This window comes from Streptomyces viridosporus (assembly GCF_002078235.1).
GTDB lineage: Bacteria > Actinomycetota > Actinomycetes > Streptomycetales > Streptomycetaceae > Streptomyces > Streptomyces viridosporus.
The window spans coordinates 493-19,683 of the sequence record NZ_MSGP01000068.1 but is presented as its reverse complement, the minus strand read 5'-3'; the positions used below and the strand labels follow the sequence as shown (position 1 = coordinate 19,683).

At 73.6% G+C, this 19,191-nt stretch carries 20 protein-coding genes; 6 read left to right on the top strand and 14 right to left on the bottom strand.

Annotation, left to right across the window (positions count from 1 at the left end; genetic code table 11):
- Positions 1-20: 20 nt before the first annotated feature.
- The 11 genes from B7L92_RS05005 to B7L92_RS04955 are packed head-to-tail and all read right to left on the bottom strand — an operon-like array spanning position 21 to position 10,067.
- Positions 21-740: a beta/alpha barrel domain-containing protein gene (locus B7L92_RS05005; RefSeq protein ID WP_081236266.1), complete on the bottom strand. Its 720-nt coding sequence runs from the start codon at positions 738-740 to the stop codon at positions 21-23.
- Between the two features lie 17 nt (positions 741-757).
- Complete coding sequence (locus tag B7L92_RS05000; RefSeq protein ID WP_081236265.1) at positions 758-1,483, bottom strand: phosphoribosylanthranilate isomerase; 726 nt, start codon at positions 1,481-1,483, stop codon at positions 758-760.
- Positions 1,480-2,625, bottom strand: coding sequence for an acyl-CoA dehydrogenase family protein (locus tag B7L92_RS04995; protein ID WP_081236264.1), 1,146 nt, complete (start codon positions 2,623-2,625; stop codon positions 1,480-1,482). Before B7L92_RS04995 ends, B7L92_RS05000 begins: the two co-directional genes overlap by 4 nt.
- Before the next feature lie 26 nt (positions 2,626-2,651).
- Positions 2,652-3,026 (bottom strand): ectoine synthase, encoded by a 375-nt coding sequence (locus B7L92_RS04990; RefSeq protein WP_081236263.1) that lies wholly within the window; start codon positions 3,024-3,026, stop codon positions 2,652-2,654.
- A complete protein-coding gene (trpA, locus tag B7L92_RS04985) occupies positions 3,023-3,928 on the bottom strand; it encodes a tryptophan synthase subunit alpha (RefSeq protein WP_081236262.1) in 906 nt (301 codons plus the stop codon). Before trpA ends, B7L92_RS04990 begins: the two co-directional genes overlap by 4 nt.
- Positions 3,921-4,970, bottom strand: a complete 1,050-nt coding sequence (locus tag B7L92_RS04980; protein ID WP_081236261.1) for a hypothetical protein — start codon at positions 4,968-4,970, stop codon at positions 3,921-3,923. Before B7L92_RS04980 ends, trpA begins: the two co-directional genes overlap by 8 nt.
- A gap of 2 nt (positions 4,971-4,972) precedes the next feature.
- Positions 4,973-5,230, bottom strand: coding sequence for a phosphopantetheine-binding protein (locus tag B7L92_RS04975; RefSeq protein ID WP_081236260.1), 258 nt, complete (start codon positions 5,228-5,230; stop codon positions 4,973-4,975).
- A 22-nt stretch (positions 5,231-5,252) separates the two neighbouring features.
- A complete protein-coding gene (locus tag B7L92_RS04970) occupies positions 5,253-6,710 on the bottom strand; it encodes an AMP-binding protein (protein ID WP_081236259.1) in 1,458 nt (485 codons plus the stop codon).
- Positions 6,703-7,584 carry a MaoC/PaaZ C-terminal domain-containing protein gene (locus B7L92_RS04965; RefSeq protein WP_081236258.1) on the bottom strand — a complete coding sequence of 294 codons (882 nt, stop codon included), beginning with the start codon at positions 7,582-7,584 and terminating at the stop codon, positions 6,703-6,705. Before B7L92_RS04965 ends, B7L92_RS04970 begins: the two co-directional genes overlap by 8 nt.
- On the bottom strand, positions 7,581-8,822 hold the full coding sequence (locus tag B7L92_RS04960) for a beta-ketoacyl-[acyl-carrier-protein] synthase family protein (RefSeq protein WP_081236257.1): 1,242 nt from the start codon (positions 8,820-8,822) through the stop codon (positions 7,581-7,583). The genes B7L92_RS04965 and B7L92_RS04960 overlap by 4 nt, the downstream gene beginning before the upstream one ends.
- Before the next feature lie 27 nt (positions 8,823-8,849).
- Positions 8,850-10,067, bottom strand: a complete 1,218-nt coding sequence (locus tag B7L92_RS04955; protein ID WP_081236256.1) for an aminotransferase class I/II-fold pyridoxal phosphate-dependent enzyme — start codon at positions 10,065-10,067, stop codon at positions 8,850-8,852.
- Positions 10,068-10,396: 329 nt separating this feature from the next.
- On the opposite strand from B7L92_RS04955, the gene B7L92_RS04950 reads away from it, so the two are divergent.
- The gene (locus B7L92_RS04950; protein ID WP_081236255.1) at positions 10,397-11,248 is read left to right on the top strand and encodes an AfsR/SARP family transcriptional regulator; all 852 of its coding nucleotides are present in this window, start codon (positions 10,397-10,399) and stop codon (positions 11,246-11,248) included.
- Positions 11,249-11,558: 310 nt separating this feature from the next.
- Here B7L92_RS04950 and B7L92_RS04945 read toward each other — a convergent pair whose 3' ends face one another.
- From B7L92_RS04945 to B7L92_RS04935, 3 genes are read right to left on the bottom strand one after another with little or no spacing between them, the layout of a single operon-like run.
- Complete coding sequence (locus tag B7L92_RS04945; RefSeq protein ID WP_081236254.1) at positions 11,559-12,317, bottom strand: SDR family oxidoreductase; 759 nt, start codon at positions 12,315-12,317, stop codon at positions 11,559-11,561.
- Complete coding sequence (locus tag B7L92_RS04940) at positions 12,314-13,300, bottom strand: 3-oxoacyl-ACP synthase III family protein (RefSeq protein WP_081236253.1); 987 nt, start codon at positions 13,298-13,300, stop codon at positions 12,314-12,316. Before B7L92_RS04940 ends, B7L92_RS04945 begins: the two co-directional genes overlap by 4 nt.
- A gap of 12 nt (positions 13,301-13,312) precedes the next feature.
- On the bottom strand, positions 13,313-13,567 hold the full coding sequence (locus tag B7L92_RS04935) for a hypothetical protein (protein WP_081236252.1): 255 nt from the start codon (positions 13,565-13,567) through the stop codon (positions 13,313-13,315).
- Positions 13,568-13,751: 184 nt separating this feature from the next.
- On the opposite strand from B7L92_RS04935, the gene B7L92_RS04930 reads away from it, so the two are divergent.
- The 5 genes from B7L92_RS04930 to B7L92_RS04910 are packed head-to-tail and all read left to right on the top strand — an operon-like array spanning position 13,752 to position 19,091.
- Positions 13,752-14,630, top strand: coding sequence for a class I SAM-dependent methyltransferase (locus B7L92_RS04930; RefSeq protein ID WP_081236251.1), 879 nt, complete (start codon positions 13,752-13,754; stop codon positions 14,628-14,630).
- A gap of 11 nt (positions 14,631-14,641) precedes the next feature.
- On the top strand, positions 14,642-16,210 hold the full coding sequence (locus B7L92_RS43500) for a flavin-containing monooxygenase (RefSeq protein ID WP_081236250.1): 1,569 nt from the start codon (positions 14,642-14,644) through the stop codon (positions 16,208-16,210).
- A 19-nt stretch (positions 16,211-16,229) separates the two neighbouring features.
- Positions 16,230-17,711 (top strand): FAD-binding protein, encoded by a 1,482-nt coding sequence (locus tag B7L92_RS04920; protein ID WP_081236249.1) that lies wholly within the window; start codon positions 16,230-16,232, stop codon positions 17,709-17,711.
- Between the two features lie 43 nt (positions 17,712-17,754).
- Positions 17,755-18,246 (top strand): SRPBCC family protein, encoded by a 492-nt coding sequence (locus tag B7L92_RS04915; RefSeq protein WP_255310759.1) that lies wholly within the window; start codon positions 17,755-17,757, stop codon positions 18,244-18,246.
- Complete coding sequence (locus B7L92_RS04910) at positions 18,243-19,091, top strand: alpha/beta fold hydrolase (protein ID WP_081236248.1); 849 nt, start codon at positions 18,243-18,245, stop codon at positions 19,089-19,091. Before B7L92_RS04915 ends, B7L92_RS04910 begins: the two co-directional genes overlap by 4 nt.
- Positions 19,092-19,191: the final 100 nt, after the last annotated feature.

The following is a 19,191-nucleotide window of genomic DNA, read 5'->3' as shown; positions in this document are numbered from 1 at the left end:
GCCCGGGCCCCGGGTACCGCTCAGGCGGGGCGTAGGGCGGCCGGCCGTGCCGTGCGGCGGGCGTGTTCCAGGTCGGTGAGCCAGGCCCGGGGGGAGGAGCTGCGCAGCAGTGCGGTGCCGACGAGCAGGCCGGCGTAGCCGGCGTCCAGGAGTTCGGCCGCCGCCTGCGGTGTGCCGATGGCGCTGGCGCTGACCGGGCAGGGGGTTCCGCTGGCCCGCAGGGCGGGCAGCAGGTCGAGGCTGCGGCCGATGTCGCCCGGGTCGCGTTCGCGGACCGTGATGTCCTTGTTGTTGACGGCGATCACGCAGTCGCCGGGGTGCGGCACCGCGGCGATCCCGGCCTCGTCGGTGACCTCCACGAACGGGGTCAGGCCGAGGCGGAGGGCGGCCGTGACGAGGTTGGCGAGCACGGAGGCCGGCAGCAGCGCCGCGGTGAGCAGCACCGCGGAGGCGCCCAGGTCCCGGGCGGCGGCCAGCTGGTCGCGGCGGGTGACGAAGTCCTTCTGCAGCAGGGGCAGGTCGGTCATGCGCGCCACGTCGCGCAGCAGTTCCCGGGTGCCGCCGAACCAACGGCCGGTGACCACCGAGATGCACGGGGCGCCGGCGGCCTCGTAGGCGGCGACGATCTGGGCGGGGGTGTGCCCGGCGATGAGGTCGAAGCCGTGCGCGTCGCGCCGTTTGACCTCCATCACCACGGGGTGCTCGGCGGCCAGCAGCGACTCGATGAACCGCGACGTCATGAAGGCTCCTTCGTTTCTCACGGTCCGCCCGGTGACGGGCGTGGTGCGGCGGTGTGCTGTGCGGTGCGCCAGGCGCGGGCCAGGCCGGCCACGGCGGCGTCCGCGAAGCGGCCGTGGGCGTCCCGGGCCGCGGTGTCCACGTCGATGCCGTGGAAGAGGGGGTGGCGCACGACGGTGTCGTAGGCGGGGCGGGCCGCCGGGGTGAGGCCGCCGGCGAGCCAGAACGGCACGGTGAGGCGGTCGGCCAGCCGTACCGCGGCGGCCTCGTCCAGGCGGTGGCCGGTGCTGCCGATCCGGCCGTCGTCGGTGGCCGCGTCGAGCAGGAACAGGTCGGTGCCCGCCCGTTCGTAGGCGCCGATCAGGGGGCGCTCCACGCAGCCGCCGTCCGCGGTCACGTGGAGCACCTTGACGACGACCGCGTCGGGCAGGCGGGCGCGCAGGGCCCGTACGGTGGCGGGCGGCTGGTAGGCGTGGAGCTGGACGGTGTGGATGCCCGTGCGGCGCAGTACGCCGCACAGGGCGTCCGGGTCGTTGAGGAAGGTGACCAGGACCGGGGTGAGCCGCCCGGTGGCACGGGCGGCCGCCGCCAGGGCGGCCGCCTCGTGCTCCGGCAGGTCCGCGGGGCCGCGGGGCACGTGGTGCCACAGGCCGACGAAGTCGGCACCGTTGCGGGCCAGGACGTCGACGTCCTGCTCGCGGGTGGCACCGCAGACCTTGAGCGACGGCGCGGGTGCCGCGCTCATCTGCCCAGTCCGAGCTGGGCGGCGATGCGGTTGTACTGGATCTCGTTGCTGCCCGAGTAGATCGTGCCGCCCACGGCGTTGCGCACGTCCTGCTCGAGCCCGTACTCGGTCATGTAGCCGTAGCCGCCGAAGACCTGGACCGCGGTGAGCGAGCTGCTCACGTTGGCCTCGCTGGTGACCAGCTTGGCGATGGCCAGGTCCTCGGTGACGTTCTCGCCGGCGGCGAGCCGCTCGGCGGTGTCGTACAGCCACTTGCGGGCCGTCTCCAGGCCGATCCGGACGTCGACGATCTTGTTGGCGATCGCCTGGTAGGAGCCGATCGGCTTGCCGAAGGAGCGGCGGGTGCGCGCGTAGTCGACGCAGCGGTCGAGCCGGTGCCGCATCTCTCCCGCGTTGACGATGAAGGAGAACAGGATCTCCCGCTTCATCACGTGGTCGAGCACGATGAATCCGCCGCCGACCCGGCCGAGGACCCGGGCGCGCGGGACGCGGCACCCGTCCAGGTACAGCTCGCTGAGCTGCGAGGTGCGCAGTCCCATCTTCTTGATCGGCCGGCCGACGGTCAGGCCGGGGGTGTCGCGGTCGACGAGGAACGCGGTGACGCCCAGCGGCCCGCCGTCGGGGCGGGTGCGCGCGTAGACCACGAACACGTCGGCGACGGGGCCGTTGCTGACGAAGGTCTTGCTCCCGTCCAGCACGAAGTCGTCGCCGTCGCGGACCGCCCGGGTGGTCATGGCCATGGCGTCGGAGCCGCCGTCCGCCTCGGTGATGGCGTGCGCCCCGATCGCCTCGCCGGAGGCGATCAGGGGCAGGTACCTCGCTTTCTGTTCGGCGGTGCCGAACGCCTCCAGGGGAACCCCGGTGCTGGCCAGGGTGGTGGTCACCGAGAAGCTCAGGCCCGCGTCCCGGCAGTGCTCGCCGAGTCCTTCCAGGACGTACATGGTGGTGAGCAGGGACTGGCCGAGGCCGCCGTGCTCCTCGGCGAAGGGCAGGGCGAGGATGCCGGTCCGACGGATCAGCTTCCACTTGTCCCAGGGGAACTCGGCCTGCTCGTCGTGGGCGATGTGGTCGGCGCTGAGCGCCTCGCCCCATTGCGCCAGACCTTCCCTGAGGGCGGTCTGGTCGGCGTTCCACCGGATCACCGGCGCGCCTCCTTCCGGGGTGGGTGTCAGTACGCGGAGGAGGTGTGCTCGTCGAGGCTGTGCACCTCGTCACCGCGCAGCGCCGGGCTGAAGACGCACACCAGGCGCAGGTCCTCGTGCTCGCTGGCGACGAGGTAGTGGGCGTCGTGCTGGTCGAGGGCGTACAGGCGGCCCGGCGTGATGGGGTGCACCGTGCCGTCGAGCTCGATCACCTCGCCGGAGCCCTCGATGCAGTAGCAGGCCTCGAGGTGGTTGCGGTACTCCAGGCGGGACTTGGTGCCGGCGCGCACGGTGGTGTCGGTGACGCTGTAGCCGATGCCGTCGCTCTGCACCAGGAAGCGGCGGCTGAGCCCGTTGCCCCAGTCGACGGTGGGGACGTTCTCCAAGTCACGGATGATCATGCTGGTCTCCTGTTCCGTGCTGTGATCCCTGTGATCTCTGTGATCCCTGTGGTTTCTGCGGTTTCTGCGATTCCCGCGGTTCCCGCGGTCCTTCCGGACGGGCCGGCCGGCTCCGGTCGGAGCGACCGGACGAACGAGCGCAGGGCGGTGGTGACGGAGCCGCCGTCGTCCAGGGCCTGCTCGACGCGGGCCACGGCGGCCGAGCCGACGATCGCCGCGTCGGCCCCGGCGGCGGCGACGCCCTCGAGGTCCCTGCGGGTCCTCACCCCGAAGCCGACGGCGATCGGGGCAGTGGTACGGGCGCGCAGGCCGGCCACCGTGCCGGCCAGCGCGGCGTGGCCGGCGGCGGGCGCCGTGCCGCTGCGCCCGTAGTGGGCCACCAGGTACAGGTAGGCGGTGGCGTCACGGGCGGCCCGCAGCCGGGTGTGCTCGTCGCTGGCGGCGTAGCAGGTGCCGACCACCGGCAGCCCGGCGTCGGCCGTCGCCTCCAGGTAGCGCGGGCGCAGCCGGGGCGGCAGCCCGTGCACCAGCAGGCCGTCGGCGCCCGAGGCGGTGATGTCGCGGACCGCGGTGGCGAGGTCGCGGTGTTTGAGCGAGTGGCTCCAGTCGGCGAGCAGGGCGATCCGCAGCCTGCGCAGACCGGGCCTGGTGCGGGCGACGAAGGCCAGGACGTCGTCCAGGCCGGTGCCGCGCTCCAGGGCCCGCCGCGCGGAGCGGCGGACGACGGGGCCGTCGGTGACCGAGTCCGGGAAGGGGACGGCCAGTTCGAGGCAGTCGACGCCCTCCTCGTCGAGCATCGCCACCACCTCCGCCAGTTCCTCCGGCGGCGGGTCGCCGGCGGTGAGGAACAGCGCGAGTCCCGTCTCGCCCGCCGCGCGGGAGCGGGAGAAGAAGTCAGCCACGGCGGGCTCCCGAGGGGTGCGGGGTGCGCGGGGCGGCACGCCGGGCGCGCAGGCGTCCGACGAGGTCGACGGCGGCGCCGTCGGCCACGGCCGCCTCGGCGGCGGCCAGTGCCGTCTCCCACGTGGTGTGGTGTCCGGCGGCGACGGACAGGGCCGCCGCGTTCAGGCACACGGTGCGGGTGGCGACCGGGTGGGCCCGGCCGCCCAGGACGGCGAGGAAATGCTGGGCGGCCTGCTCGCGCGGCACCGGCCGCAGGTCCTCGAGGCCGCCCTCGGCCGCGACCACCCGGCCCGGGCCCAGCCGCAGCAGGCGTCCGTCGTTGACGTGGACGACGTTGTCGGCGAAGCCGAGCAGTTCGTCGGCGCCCACGTCGTTGGCGCACAGCCACACGGTGCGGTCGGTGAGGGTGCCGGCCAGCGCGCGCAGGTCGTCCAGGGGCATGATCCGCGACACGCCGGTGACCTGGGCGGCGACCGGCAGTTCGCCGAGGAAGGGGCCCACCGCGTTCAGGAAGCGCCCGAACGGCTTCATGCTCACCGGGGCCACCGTGCGGGCCAGGCGGGCGAGTTCCGCCGGGTAGACGAACGGCCCGGCGAAGGCGATGCCGTACTCGTCGAGCACGTCCTCGGTCTCCCCGCGCGAGGACGTCGACCGGACCCCGAGCCGTTCGAGCAGGTCGACCGAGCCCAGGGAGGAGGTGTAGGCGCGCGAGCCGGTCTTGACGACGCGCACGCCGGCCGCCGCCGCGACGAAGGCGGCCGCGGTGGAGATGTTGAAGGTGGCGGGTCCGCCGCCGGTGCCGACCACGTTGACCGTGCCGGGCCAGGTGTCCCCGGCGGGGGCGGGGTGCCGCTCGCGCAGCGAGCCGGTCAGGGCGTGCAGCGTCGCGGGGTCCGGCAGCCGGGTGGCCAGGGAGGCCAGCAGGGCGACGGCCTGCTCCCGGGGGAGCGTGCCGTCGCCGAGCCGGTCCCACAGCGACCGCCAGGTCGCCCGGTCGGCCACCGTGCGCCGCGCCAGCAGGCCGGTGAGCGCCTCGTGCATGGTCAGCCGCCCACCCGCTGGCGCGAATCCTCGATGAAGGCGTCGATCGCCGCCACGCTGCGGAAGTTGTTCGGGTCGAGGTCGGTGTCGCCGACCGCGAGGGCGAAGCGGTCCTCCACCCAGGCGATCAGCTTCAGCACGCCCAGCGAGTCGATGACCCCGTCCGAGAGCAGGTCGTGGTCGTCCGCCAGCTGGTCCTGGGTGAGATCCGGCAGGAACTCCTCGATGAGGAACTGCTTGATGGTGGCCGTGTTGCTCATGGCGTTCTTCCTTTTCCTCGGGTCAGCTCGCGAGACGGTCGAGCGCGGTGCGGTCGACCTTTCCGGTGGTGGTCTTGGGCAGGGGGCCGTCGACGACGCGCAGGACGGCGGGCACGGCGGCCCGGGGCAGGCTGCGGGCGCAGTGCTCCTTCAGCAGCAGGCTGTTGAGCCCGCTGCCCGGGGTCCGCCGCACGCCGGCGACCAGCTGCCTGCCGGTGAGCGGGTCGGGGCGGGCGGTGACCCCCGCTTCCAGGACGGCCGGGTGGCGCAGCAGCACCTGCTCGATCTCGGCGGTGTTGACGGCGACCCCGCGGACCTTGACCTGGAAGTCGCTGCGGCCGGTCAGGCGGAGCAGGCCGTCGGTGCCGCGCCGCACCAGGTCGCCGGTGCGGAACCACACGTCGTCGTCCCCGCCCAGCGGGTGGGCGGTGAACTTCTCCCGGCGCCGCTCGGCGTCGAGGTAGCCGGCCGACTGGAACGGCGTCCTGACGTAGAGCTCTCCGGTGCCCGGTCCGGTGACCTCCCTGCCGTGGGCGTCGACGACGAGGGCCTTGACGCCGGGCAGGGGGGTGCCGAGGGGCACGGGTCCGGCCTCGGCGGGGTCCACCTCGTGCAGGAAGCTGTCGTTGGTCTCGGTGCAGCCGTAGACGTTGTAGAGGCGGGCCGCGGGCAGCAGCCGGGGCAGTTCCGCCAGGGTGGGCTCGGGCATGGCGTCGCCGGTGAAGACGGCGTGCCGCACGGACGGCAGGGTGAGCGGGGTGCGCCGGCACGCCTGCAGGAGCAGCCCGTAGAACATCGGGACGGCCTGCACGACCTGCACCTGGTGGCGGGTCAGCAGGTCGAGCAGGTGCCGGCCGTCGACGGCCCGGTCGGGGTCGACCAGGACGACGCGGCCGCCGTGCGCGAGGGTGGTCCACACGTCGAGCAGGCACAGGTCGAAGTTGAGCGGGGCGTGGTTGAGGACGGTGGTGCCCGCGCCGATGCCGAAGGCGGACGCCGCCCAGTCGGTGAACCGGTCCACGGCTTCCCGCCCCAGCGGGACGATCTTGGGCAGTCCGGTGGAGCCGGACGTCGTCAGCAGGAAGGTGGTGTCCTCGGGCAGCGGGTCCGCCGTCGCGGACGGCACCGCCCGCGGTGGTTGCCCGGCGCCCCGGGGCGCCAGGACGTGGCGGCAGCCGGCCTGCGCGAACAGCGCGGTGAGCTGGGCCTCGGCGAGCTGCGGCGAGGGCAGCAGGAACGGGCGCCGGGCCAGCAGGCAGGCCAGGACGAGGGCGACGGCGGCGGGCGACTTGGCGGCCAGGACGCCGACGGGCTCGCCCGGGCGCAGGCCGAGGGACGCCAGTCGTTCGCGTTCCTCCAGCGCCTGTCCGTACAGCTCGCGGTAGGTGGTCTCCCGTCCGTGCCGGACGAGCGCCGGTGCGTCGGGGCGCTCGCGGACCTGGGTGAGGAAGCCGCCGACCAGTCCGCCGTGCTCACTCATCGCCGCCTCCCGGGGTGTGTCCGGCGGGCTCCAGCAGGACCCAGCCGCCCTTGACGGCGGTGCCGCCGGGGACCCGGCAGGTGAAGCGGACGACGCGGCCGGCCGCGTCCGGCCGGTAGGCGACGTCCAGCGGTTCGCCGGGCAGCACCGGCGCGGAGAACCGGGCGCCGACGGCGCGGACGCGGGTGATGTCGCCGCCGGCCCAGCGGTCGGCGATCTCCTCGCAGACCAGGGCGATCACGCCCATGCCGTGGGCCAGGACGGTGGGGAAGCCCGCGTCCCGGGCGGCCCGCTCCTCCAGGTGGATGGGGTTGAGGTCGCCGGAGGCGTGGGCGTAGCCGCGGATCCAGTCGGCGGTGAGCTCGTGGCGGGAGCCGGCCGGCTCCCCGGGGTCGCCGGCGGGGGCGACGGCGGCGGGCGGGATGTCGCCGAACGGCTCGATGCGGGTGGCGCCGACCAGCAGGGCCGCGGTGAGCAGTTCGGCGAAGGGCGTCCCGTCCGGGGCGGCGAGCGTCGAGCGCACGGCCAGGCGGGTGCCGCGCGCCTCGCGGCGGGCGCCGAGGACGTCGACGGTGACGGTGACCGTCTCGCCGGGCCGCACCGGGCGGTCGGTGCGGATGTCCTGTCCGAGGTGCACGACGGAGCAGGGCTCCGGCTCGCCCGCCGCCAGTGCGCGCACGGTCGCGTCGGCGAGGGTGTGGGCGAGGACGAAGGCGTGCACGGGGGAGGCGTCGGCCGTGGCGGCCGGGCCGGGCAGGGCGGCGCGCACGGCGGCGCGGAAGGCGGTCGTCTCCTCCCGGTCCGGGGTGCGTTCGGCGCGGCGCGGCGCCGGGGCGGCCGGTGCGGTGCGGTTCCGGTCCGTCGTGGTGGTCATACCGGCGTCACCACCATGCTGGCGTTGTGTCCGCCGAAGCCGAAGGAGTTCGACAGGGCGGGCCCGGAGGCGACGGATCGTGGTCGGGTGTGCACCACGTCGATCTCCATTCCCTCTTCGAGGTGTTCGTGGTTGGCGGTGGGCGGCACCTCGCAGGCGCGCATGGCCTGGACGGCGGTGATGACCTCGACGGCCCCGGCGGCGCCGATGAGGTGGCCGAGGACCCCCTTGGAGGCGGTGACCGGCGGTCCGCCGGTCCCGAAGACCTTGCGCAGGGCGGCCGCTTCGGAGCGGTCGTTGTGCGGGGTGGAGGTGCCGTGCGCGTTGACGTGGACGATCTCGTCCGGGGCGAGCCCGGCGTCGGCGAGGGCGCCGGTCATCGACGCGACGGCGCCCGCGCCGTCGGGCAGGGGCATCGACAGGTGGTGGGCGTCGGCCGTGGCCGCGTATCCGGCGATCCGCGCGTACGGAGCGGCGCCGCGGGCCCGGGCGTCGTCGAGCCGTTCCAGGACGACGAAGCCCGCGCCCTCGCCCATGACGAAGCCGTCGCGGTCGCGGTCGAAGGGCCGGCAGGCCCGGGCGGGGTCGTCGTTGCGGGCCGACACGGCGTTGAGGCCGCCGAACGCGGCGAGCGTGACGGGGCTGAGGGTGGCCTCGCAGCCACCGGCCACCACCACGTCGGCCCGGTGCGCCTGGAGCAGCGCCGTCGCCTGCCCGATCGCGTCCACCCCGCTGGCGCAGGTGGTGGCGACGGTCAGTGCCGGGCCGGTCCAGCCCAACCGCATCGCGATCTGCGCGGCGGCCGCGTTCGGCATGGTGAGCAGCGGCATCAGCGGGTTGACCCGGGCCGGGCCGCCGGCGGCGTAGTTCAGGGACTCCCGGTCGCTGGTGGTGCGTCCGCCGACGGCGTTGCCGACGACCACGGCGGTGCGGTGCGGGTCGGGCGCCGGGGCGCCGGCGTCGCGGTGCGCGGCGAGGGCCGCGGTGGCGCCGTACAGGGCGAACGGGTCCAGGCGCCGTGCGTCCTTGGCGGGCAGCAGGTCCAGCCGGTCCAGTCCCGCGACCCGGCAGCCGATGCGCACCCGGTGCCGGTCCAGGCCGAGGTGGGTGAGCTCGGCGGCGGTCGAGCGCCCGGAGCGCAGCGCGCTCCACAGGTCCTCGGGCGTGCAGCCGGCCGGGGTGACCACGCCGATGCCGGTGATCACGACCGGGGGCTTGGCGGAGCCAACAGTCATCATCCGTCTCCCGGTGAGTACGGCCGGCGCTCAGCCCGGCAGGATCCCGCAGGCGCGGGCGGACCGGACGAAGGCGTCGGCGGCGAAGTCGATGTCCTGCGGGGTGTGCCGGGCGGTCACCGCGATCCGCAGCCGGGCCAGGTCGTTGGGGACGGCCGGGGTGACCACCGGCAGGCCGATGACGCCGTTCTCGCGGCACGTGGTGGCGAGGTCGTAGGCCGCGTCGTCGGAGCCGGCGATCAGCGGGATGACGGCCGTCTCGCTGTCCTGGGTGCGCAGCCCCTCGGCGTGGAGCAGGGAGCGCAGCCGGGCGGACTCGCGCTGGATGTGCGTCACCCGCTCGGGTTCGCGCTGCAGGATGCGCAGCGACTCCAGGGCCGCCGCGGCCTGCGCCGGCGCCAGGGCCGCGGAGAACAGGAACGGGCGGGCCGCGTAGCGCAGGTGGCCGATCAGCTCGGCGGGGCCCGCCACCCAGCCGCCCATGGAGGGGATGGCCTTGGAGAGGGTGCCGAGCTTGATGTCGACCCGGGCGGTGTGGCCGAAGTGCTCCTCGATGCCGCGTCCGTGCGCGCCGATGACGCCGAGCGCGTGCGCCTCGTCGACCATGAGCAGCGCGTCGTGCTCGTCGCAGACCTTGCGCAGCTCGGGCAGCGGGGCGATGTCGCCGTCCATGGAGTAGACGCTGTCGACGACGACCAGGCGCACGCCGCCCGGGTCGGCCGCGCGCAGCCGGCGGTCGAGGTGGTCGACGTCGTTGTGGCGGAAGCGGGTGACGGTGGCCCCGGACAGCTTGCAGCCGTCGACGATGGAGGCGTGGTCGTACTTGTCGATGAACACGGTGTCGCCGGGGCCGACCAGGCCGCCGACGGTGCCGACGTTGGCCGCGTAGCCGGAGCCGAAGACCATGGCGGCCTCGCGGTCGGCGAACCGGGCGACCTCGGCCTCCAGTTCCTCGTGCAGCGGGATGGAGCCGGCCAGGGCGCGCACCCCGTGGTTGCCGGTGCCGTACAGGTCGACGGCGGCCTTGGCGGCGGCCACGACGCGCTCGTCGCCCGCCAGACCCAGGTAGCTGTAGCCGGACATCATCAGCAGGCGGCGGCCGTCCAGGTCGGCGTGGGCGCTGTCCCGTTCCACCGTGTAGGCGACGAAACTGTTGCGGCGGGCCGGCTCCCACTCCAGTGACTTCACGCGCTGCAACGTGGTCGCCAGCTTCGGTTCGAGCCGTTCCCAGCCTCCGGTCGCGTTCACGTGGTCTCCTCGAGAGTGTCTGACGCGGTCCACCGGGCCGTTTCGTTTCTTCCTCGACCCGTTCACGAGTGGATTTCTACGCCGCGCTCCGCAAGACGTCCGCAACACGGGCGCGAGGCAATGGGGTCGGGCCCGGACAAGGGGTGTGCGGCCCCTGGAAAAGGCGCCCATGAAGGGAACTCAGGCTTCCCACTATTCCGGCAGGTATGTTTTCCGTCCGATTGACATTCCGGCCATCCGCCCCGGTAGTGTCCGAGCGAAACAGAGATGAGGATTCAACTTTCTCCACGGTCCGGCCGTCCGGTCGAAAGTCGAAAGGAGTGTCCGCCGTGCTGATCCGACTGACAGGGCTCGTCGCCGTCGAGCACGAGGGCGAACCGCCCCGGCACCTGTCGAGCGCGCAGGCCCAGGTCGCCTTCGCCCGCCTGGTCCTGGAGCGCACCACCGGCACCAGCCGCGACCAGTTGGCGGACACCGTGTGGCCGCAGGGCCTGCCCGACACCTGGGCGTCGGCGCTGCGCAGCATCATCAGCCGGGTGCGCGCCTTCGTCACCAGCGCGCACCAGAAGCCGGGGGAGACCCCGCTGATCGCGCAGAGCGGCCGCTACGTGCTGCGGCTGCCCGACGACGCGGCCACGGACGTGGAGGCCGCCGAGATGGCCGTCCTGGAGGCGCGGCAGGCGCACGCCGAGCGGGCGCACGCCGTGACGTACCAGCTGGCCACGGGCGCGCTGACGAACCTTCAGGGGTCGTTCTTGCCGGCGCACGACGGCGAGTGGGTGCAGACCACGCGCGAACGCATCGGCGAGCTGCGCCTGACCGCGCTGGAGCTGGCGAGCCTGTCGGCCTCGGCGCTGGGCAACGAGCACCACGCGCTGCGCTACGCCGAGGAGGCGGTGCGCCGGGCCCCGTTCCGGGAGAGCGCGCACCGCTGCCGGATGGCGGCGCACGCCGCGGCGGGCAACCGCGCCGAGGCGCTGCGGGTGTACCAGGAGCTGCGCGAGATGCTGGCGGAGGAGCTGGGCATCGAGCCGGCGTCGCGCACCCAGCGGGCCCACCTGGAGCTGTTGCGCGGGCAGTTCCCGCAGCCCGCGCGCCGGGCGGCCGCGGCCCCCGCCGCGCCCGACGTGGACCCGTTGCTGATCGGGGCGTTCGAGGCGCTGCCGCCGCCGTCCCGCTGAACGGCCGGGGCCGCCCGGCTCCCGGGAACGAAGCGGGCGCCCTCCTCAGGGGAAAGCGCCCGCGGAAAACGCGTCCGCGCGCCCCGAGGACTTCGCGGCACGTCCGTCCGTGCGGGCGGTGTCCGCGGCACGCACGGGGAATCCCCCGGGGAATCGCACGGCGTACGCGAAGCGCCCGCGGAGTATTCCGCGGGCGCTTCGCGCGGTGCGCCCGAATTCCGTCGGCCACGGAATTCCCTTTCGGCGCGCGGGATGCGGCGGAGGGGACCGAGGGGGGAATTCGGCCCCTCCGCCGGCGTTCGCCGGTCCGTCACATGACGGACACCCCGCTGTCGATGCTGACGACCTGTCCCGTCATGCAGTCCTGGTCCAGGAACAGGCTCACGCTGCGGGCGACCTCCTCGACCGTCACGAGCCGCGGAACGGGCGCCCTGCTCTCCATCCCCTCCTTGATCCGGTCGGGCAGGTCCTTGGTCATCCCGGTGATCATGAATCCGGGGGAGAGCGCGTTGACCGTCACTCCGCGCCGGCCGCACTCGGCGGCGAGGGTGCGGGTGAAGCCGATCAGCCCCGCCTTGGAGGCCGAGTACGCCGTCTGCCCCGGTGTCGCGATCAGGCCCGAGGGCGACACCACGTTGATCACCCGCCCCCACCGCTGCCGCACCATGTGCGGGACGCAGGCCCGGGCGGTGTGGAACGAGCCGACCAGGTTGGTCTGCACGACCTGGGCCCAGTCCTCGGGGGACTGCATCACCATGACCTGGTCCTTGCGGACGGCGCCGTTGTTGACCAGGACGTCGACCGGGCCGAGCCGCTCGCCGATCTGCTCGTACAGCGCGGTGACGGCGTCGTAGGAGCCGACGTCCCCGGTCACCAGGACCGAGTCGTTGCGCAGCTTGTCCTGCACGGCCCGGGCGGCGTCCGCCGAGCGGTTGTAGTGGACCGCGACCCGGCAGCCGAGCGCGTCCAGCTCGATCGCGAGGGCCCGGCCGAGCCCTCCGGACGCCCCGGTGACCAGGGCCACCGGGCTGTCCGGGCGGGTCCCCCTCGCCTTGGCGCTGTTGCTCACTGTCGGCCTCCGCCCCACTTCAGCAGCATGGATCCCCACGTCATGCCGGCGCCGAAGCCCGCGAGCAGGACCAGGTCGCCCTCGCGGATGCGTCCTTCGTCCAGGGCCTCGGCCAGCGCGATCGGAATGGACGCGGACGCGGTGTTGCCGTACCGGTCCAGGTTGGCGACGAGCGCCTCGGGCCGCAGTCCGGTGTGACTGAGGATGGAGTTGATGATGCGGATGTTCGCCTGGTGCGGGACGACGTGGTCCACCTCGGCCGCTTCGACCTTGGCGGACTCCAGCGTCTCGCGCACCGTGCGCACCGTGTAGCGCACGGCGTTGAGGTAGATCTCGTTGCCGTTGATCTGCGCGTAGTGCAGGCCCTGGCGCACGGTCTCCTCGGTGGTCGGCATCCGGCTGCCGCCGGCGAGCACCTTCAGGCTGCCGGTGCAGCTGCCGTCCGCCCCCAGGTTCCAGGCGAGCACCCGGTTCTCGGGAGCGGGTTCGACGACGACCGCGCCGGCGCCGTCCCCGACCAGGATGGACAGGTTGCGGTCGGCGGGGTCGGCGGTGAGCGTGTGCGTGTCCGAGCCGATCAGCAGGATCGGCCGCGGGTCGATCGCGACCAGTGCCATGGCCGAGACCAGCCCGTAGAGGAAGCCCGCGCACTCGGAGTTGACGTCGTGCGCGCTGCCGGCGATGCCCAGCTCGTGGTGGACGAACGCGGACGTCGCCGGTGAGGGCTGCTCCGGAGTGGCGGTGGCGACGATCAGGTGCGCGATGTCGTCGCCGCCCAGTCCCGCCTTCTCCAGCGCGCGTCGGCCGGCCTCGACGGCCAGGGAGGCGGTCGTCTGGCCCGGCCCCACGGCACGCCGCTCACGGATCCCGCACCGGCTGGTGATCCAGTGCTCGTCCACGCCGAACCGGTCGGCCAGCTCCTGGCTGGTCACGACGCGTTCCGGGACGGACACGCCCCACCCGGTGATGACGAAGCCGTTCACGTCCTCGCCCGTTCAGCTCTGCGCCGGCGCGAGCGCGACGATGCGCTCGTAGACGGTGCGCAGCGTGGTGGTGTCGTCGATGTCCGCGAAGAGCGACTCGTCGGCCGGGATCTCCGGGTAGGCGTTCTGGAACGCGTACAGCCACTCCATCAGGTCCAGCGAGTCCACGTCGGGGATGTGCTGCAGCGGGTGGTCGGGGTCGACCTTCTGGGCTCCGGACACGGCCTCGAGCCGGCTCGCCAGGTCTTCGATGGTCGGCAGGGACATGGGGTGGGTCCTTCCTCGGAGGGCTTGACGCTGTGCGAGACGCATGCAACCCGCCCCGGCGCAAGGCCCGCGCAACACCGTCCGGCCGCCCCGTGTTGCACCTGTGTTGCGAGCGGGGGGTTGTCTCGTCTGCGCCGGCATCAGGCGGCAGGCACAGCCATCCGGACGGGAGTTGAGGACGAAGATGACCACGGTCGAGGAACGGTCGGTCCCCGAGGTCGACGCGATCAGGCACCACTACGAAGTGAGCAATGACTTCTACCGCCTCCTGCTGGGCCCGACGATGATGTACTCCGGCGGGTACTGGGAGAAGGGCGAGGGCCTGACCGAGGCCCTGGACGAGGCCCAGGAGCGCAAGCTCGACCGGTTCGTCGAGCTGGCCGGCGCCGCGGGCGCCCGGCGGGTCCTGGACATCGGCTGCGGCTGGGGCACCCTGCTCAACCGCCTCACCACCGTGCACGGTGTCGAGCACGCCGTCGGGCTCACCCTGAGCCGCACGCAGGAGGAGTTCATCGCCGGCCTGGACAACCCGCGGATCGCCGTGCGGGTCGAGAGCTGGGAGGACCACACCACCGACGACCCCTACGACGCGGCCTTCTGCATCAACGCGCTGGAGCACTTCGTCTCCTCCACGCTGCCGCCGCGCGAGCGCACCAGGAAGTACCGGGTCTTCTTCAACAAGGTGGCGGCCGCCCTCAAGCCGGGCGCCCGGTTCGTGCTGCACACCATGACCGCCGAGGCGCTGCCGATGAACCGGCAGCTGCTGGACGACCTGAAGTTCCTGCAGCGCTCCGAGTTCGAGAACTGCCACATCCCGCACCTGCACGAGCTCGCCCAGGCGGCCGAGGGCCTCTTCGACGTCGTCGAGATCGTCAACGAGCGCGAGTCGTTCGCCGTGGCGTGCCGCGCCTGGCTGGAACTCCTGGCCGAGCGCCGCCAGGAGGCCGTCGAGCTGGAGGGCGAGGAGGTCGTGGCCCGCTTCGAGCGCTACCTCGACATCTTCGCGTACACGCTCGAGGACAAGTTCTTCAACAACTTCCGCGTCACCATCGCGCGCCGCTAGGAGGCAGGGACGTGACGAGCATTCTCGAACCGGCGCACAGCGGCGGGACGACGCGGTCGCGGGCGGCACAGGACGCGTCGGGCGGGTCGCGGCGGCACCTGCGGGTCGCCGTGATCGGCAGCGGCTTCTCCGGCCTGGGCATGGCCGTCCGGATGCTGCAGCAGGGCATCGACGACTTCCTCGTCTTCGAGCGGGCCGACGAGGTGGGCGGCACCTGGCGCGACAACTCCTACCCGGGCGCCGCCTGTGACGTGATGTCGCACCTGTACTCGTTCTCCTTCGCCCGGAACCCGGGCTGGAAGTCCACCTTCGGCAAGCAGCAGGAGCTGTACGACTACCTGCGCGACACCGCCGACCGGTTCGGTGTGCGCCCCTACATCCGCTTCGGCCACGAGCTGCTCGCCGCCCGCTGGGACGATGCCGGCCGCCGCTGGCACATCGAGACCTCCCGGGGGGACTACACCGCGCAGGTCCTGGTCAGCGGCACCGGCTACCTCAGCGAGCCGTCGGTCCCCGACATCCCCGGCCTCGGCGACTTCCAGGGCACGGTCTTCCACTCCTCGCGCTGGCGGCACGACCACGACCTGACCGGCCGCGACGTCGCCGTCATCGGCACCGGCGCCTCGGCCATCCAGTTCGTGCCCGAGATCCAGCCGGTGGTCGGGCGCCTGGACCTCTACCAGCGCACCCCGCCGTGGATCGGCCCCAAGAACGACAAGGCGACCACCGCCGTGCAGTCCTGGCTGCTGCACCGGGTGCCCGGCTACCAGAACTTCCGCCGCAACTTCAACATGTGGGGCCGCGAGGTCCTGGCGTTCGTGATGAAGCGGCCGGCCGTCGCCCTGAAGATGCAGAAGATGGCCAGCGACCACCTGAAGAAGTCCGTGCCGGACGAGGAGCTGCGCCGCAGGCTCACCCCCGACTACGTCATGGCGTGCAAGCGCCTGCTGTTCTCCAACACCTGGTACCCGGCGATCCAGCAGCCCAACGTGGACCTGGTCACCGACCCGATCGACCACGTGCGGGCCCACTCGATCGTGACCGCGGACGGCACCGAGCGCCAGGTCGACACCATCGTCCTCGGCACCGGCTTCAAGGCCGTCGACCGTCCCGTCGCCGCGCGCATCACCGGACGCGACGGCCGGGTGCTGCGCGACGTGTGGCGCGCCCGGGGCATGGCGGCCCACCGCGGCACCACCGTCGCCGGCTTCCCCAACCTGTTCCTGCTGCTCGGCCCCAACACCACCCTGGGCCACTCCTCCCAGGTGGTCATGATCGAGGCGCAGATCGGTTACGTCCTGGACGCGCTGAAGCTCATGACCAAGCGCCGCCTGGCCTCGGTGGAGGTGCGCCAGGAGGCCCAGGACGCCTGGAACGAACGGCTCCAGGCACGCCTGGAGGGCACGGTGTGGAACGCCGGCAACTGCCGGAGCTGGTACCTCGACGAGCACGGCCGCAACCCGTCCATCTGGCCCACGTACACCTGGCGCTTCCGCCGCCAGACCCGCCGCTTCGACCTTTCCGAGTACCGACTCGCCACCACGGTGGGCGCCGGCCTGCCCGCCCTGAGCGACGCGTAGACAACAGGAGGCAGACCCCATGAGAAACAGCACGCCCACGCGTCGCAGCGTCCTGGGCGGCATCGCCGCCACCGTCGTCGGCTGGAGCGCGACGAGCCAGTCCTGGGCGCTCGCCTCGGACCCGGCCGCCGCCGGCGTCGCCCCGCTGCCGCGGCTCGACGGCACGCTGGAGACCACGCCGGCCGCGACCGCCGAGTTCGCCGGGGACTTCGGCGGCATGGTGTCGCACACCTCGTGGGCCGTGCTGCGGCCCGGCTCGGTGCAGGACGTCGTCAAGATGGTGAACTACGCCCGGGCCAACAAGCTGACGATCGCCATGAACGGCCGCGGCGGGACGGGCACCGACCTCGAGTCGCACTCGTGCTACGGGCAGGCGCTGACCGACGGCGGCATCTCCATCGACGCCCGCGGCCTGTCCAGGATCATCAAGCTGAACGCGCGGAGCGCCGTGGTGGAGGCGGGCGTGACCTGGGCCCAGCTGACCGACGCGGCCCTGGCCAAGGGACTCACCCCGCCGGCGCTCACCGACTACCTGCACCTGTCGGTGGGCGGCACGCTCAGCGTCGGCGGCGTCGGCGCCACCGTGCAGACCTACGGGCTGCAGGTGGACACCGTGAGGTCGATCGACATCGTCACCGGCACCGGCCGGCTCCTCACCGCCAGCAAGTCGGTGCGCCCCGACCTGTTCGAGGCGGCGCTGGCCGGCGGCGGCCAGGTGGGCATCATCGTGCGCGCCACCGTCGACCTGGTGCCCGCGCCGGAGAAGGCGACGGTGTACCGGCTCATCTACCGCGACGAGGAGACCTACCTGGCCGACGCCGAGAAGCTCATGGCGGAGGGCCGGTTCCAGGGACAGGTCGGCGAGATCATGCCCGCCCAGGACGGCTCCGGCTGGTGGTACCGGCTGGAGGGGGTCGCCTACTGGTCCGGGACCGCGGCCCCGGACTCCGGCCGGCTGCTGGCCGGGCTGCGCGACGACCGCTCGCTGCTGACCGTGGAGGAGTTCTCCTACCGCGACTGCGTCTTCCGCACCGACGCCGCCGAGGCGTGGCTGCGGGAGAACGGCTACTGGCACCAGCCCAAGCCCTGGCTGAGCCTGTTCCTGCCGGCCTCCAGGGCCGCGGAGTTCGCCCGGGTGGTCGAGGAGGAGCTGACCGCCGACGACCTGGGAGCCGGCTTCCTGCTCTTCTACCCGTACCCGACGGCGAGGCTCACCCGGCCCATGGCGGTGCAGCCGGACGAGAAGGTCGCCTACCTCTTCGACCTGCTCCGCTTCCCGGCGCCCGGCGCGGACGTCGAGCGGATGCTGGAGCAGAACCGCCGCCTGTACGACATCGCGGTCTCCCTCGGTGCCAAGCGCTACCTGGTCGGTGCGATTCCCGGGATGACCCCCCAGGACTGGCGGGCCCACTTCGGGCGCGTCTGGAAGAGCCTCGTCGAGGCGAAGCGGTGCTACGACCCGGCGAACATCCTCACCCCCGGCCAGGGCTTCTTCGGCTGAGGCGGGAGCCCTCGGCGCACGGACATCCGACAGGAGATGCGGCATGACAGGTTACGACTTGATCGACGAGGCGGTGGTGGACGCCCCGCCCGAGGCGGTCTGGGAGGCGCTCCTCGCCGAGTTCCGCGGCGCCCGCGCCTGGTGGGCACCGGACAACACCTTCTCCCCCGTCTCGGGCTCCCCGGACGAGGTGGGCGGTGAGGTGCGGGTCACGGTGCACACCAGGGGAGCCGACAAGGGCGGCCCGAAGCTGCGCTTCACCGCGCGGACCACCGCCGTGGAACCGGCGCGGAGGCTGTCGGTCGAGTACGTCGACGGCGTCTTCCGCGGGACGAGCGACTTCCTGCTCGATCCGCTCGACGCGGGCCGCCGTACCCGGATCGGCATGCACTTCGCGGGCCGTCCCGCCGGCTGGCTGAAGGTCCTGGCGAAGGTCGCCGACATCGGCGCGCAGCACTCCAGGTCCACCAGCGACGCGTTCGTGCGGCTCGGCCGGGTCCTGGAGCGGCGTCCGGCGCCGGAGGCCGCGCGATGACGGCGACGGCGGCCCGCACGGCGACCGAGACGCAGGTCCGCACGGACGACGGCGCGCTGCTCGCCGTCTCGGTGCTGCCCGCCCTCGGGGAGCCGACGGGCGGCACGGTGGTCCTGGCGCACGGCTGGGCCGCGACCCGCCGGGTGTGGGGCACGGTCGCCGACCGGCTGATCCGCGCCGGGCACCGCGTGGTGCTCTACGACCAGCGGGGTCACGGCGCCTCCACCGAGGGCCGCGAGCCGTTCGGCGTGGAGCGCCTGGGCGCGGACCTCGGCGCGGTGCTGGAGCGGGTGGAGGCGCCCGACGCGGTGGTCGTGGGGCACTCCGGCGGTGGCTTCGCCGCCCTCGCCCACGCCGCGGCGGACGCCGGCCGCTCCGGGCTGCTGGAGGGCCTGGTCCTGCTGGGGACGGCGGCCCACGACCAGGACACCCCGGACAGCGAGGTGCGCATGATGGGCAGCGGCCTGTTCCAGTGGGCGCTGTCCCGGCCGGCCCTCGGCCGCAGGCTGCTCGGCCAGACGACGGGCAGGCGGGCCGACGCCCGCCTGCGGGAGGTCAACCGGCAGATGTTCGCGGCGACGCCGCCCCGGGTGCGGGCGGCGGCGTTCGCCTGCACCCGGGGCATGGACCTGCGCGCGGGCCTGGCGTCGGTGACCGCGCCGGCCGTGGTGCTCGCCGGCGAGCAGGACCGGGTCGTCGCGCCGCGGCTGGGCCGCGCGGTGGCCGAGGCGCTGCCGCGGGCCCGCTTCGAGCAGCTCCCGGGCGTCGGGCACATGCTGCCGCTGGAGGCGCCCGACGCCGTGGTGGCCGCCGTCGCCGAGGTCGCCCGGGGGCGGGCGGCCTGATCCCGGGCGGAGTCCCGGCGCACGGCCCCGCGCCGTCCGGTGCTCCGGGGAGACGCCCCGGGGCCCGGGAGGGCGCGGGGCCGTGCCGGTGTGCGGCCGG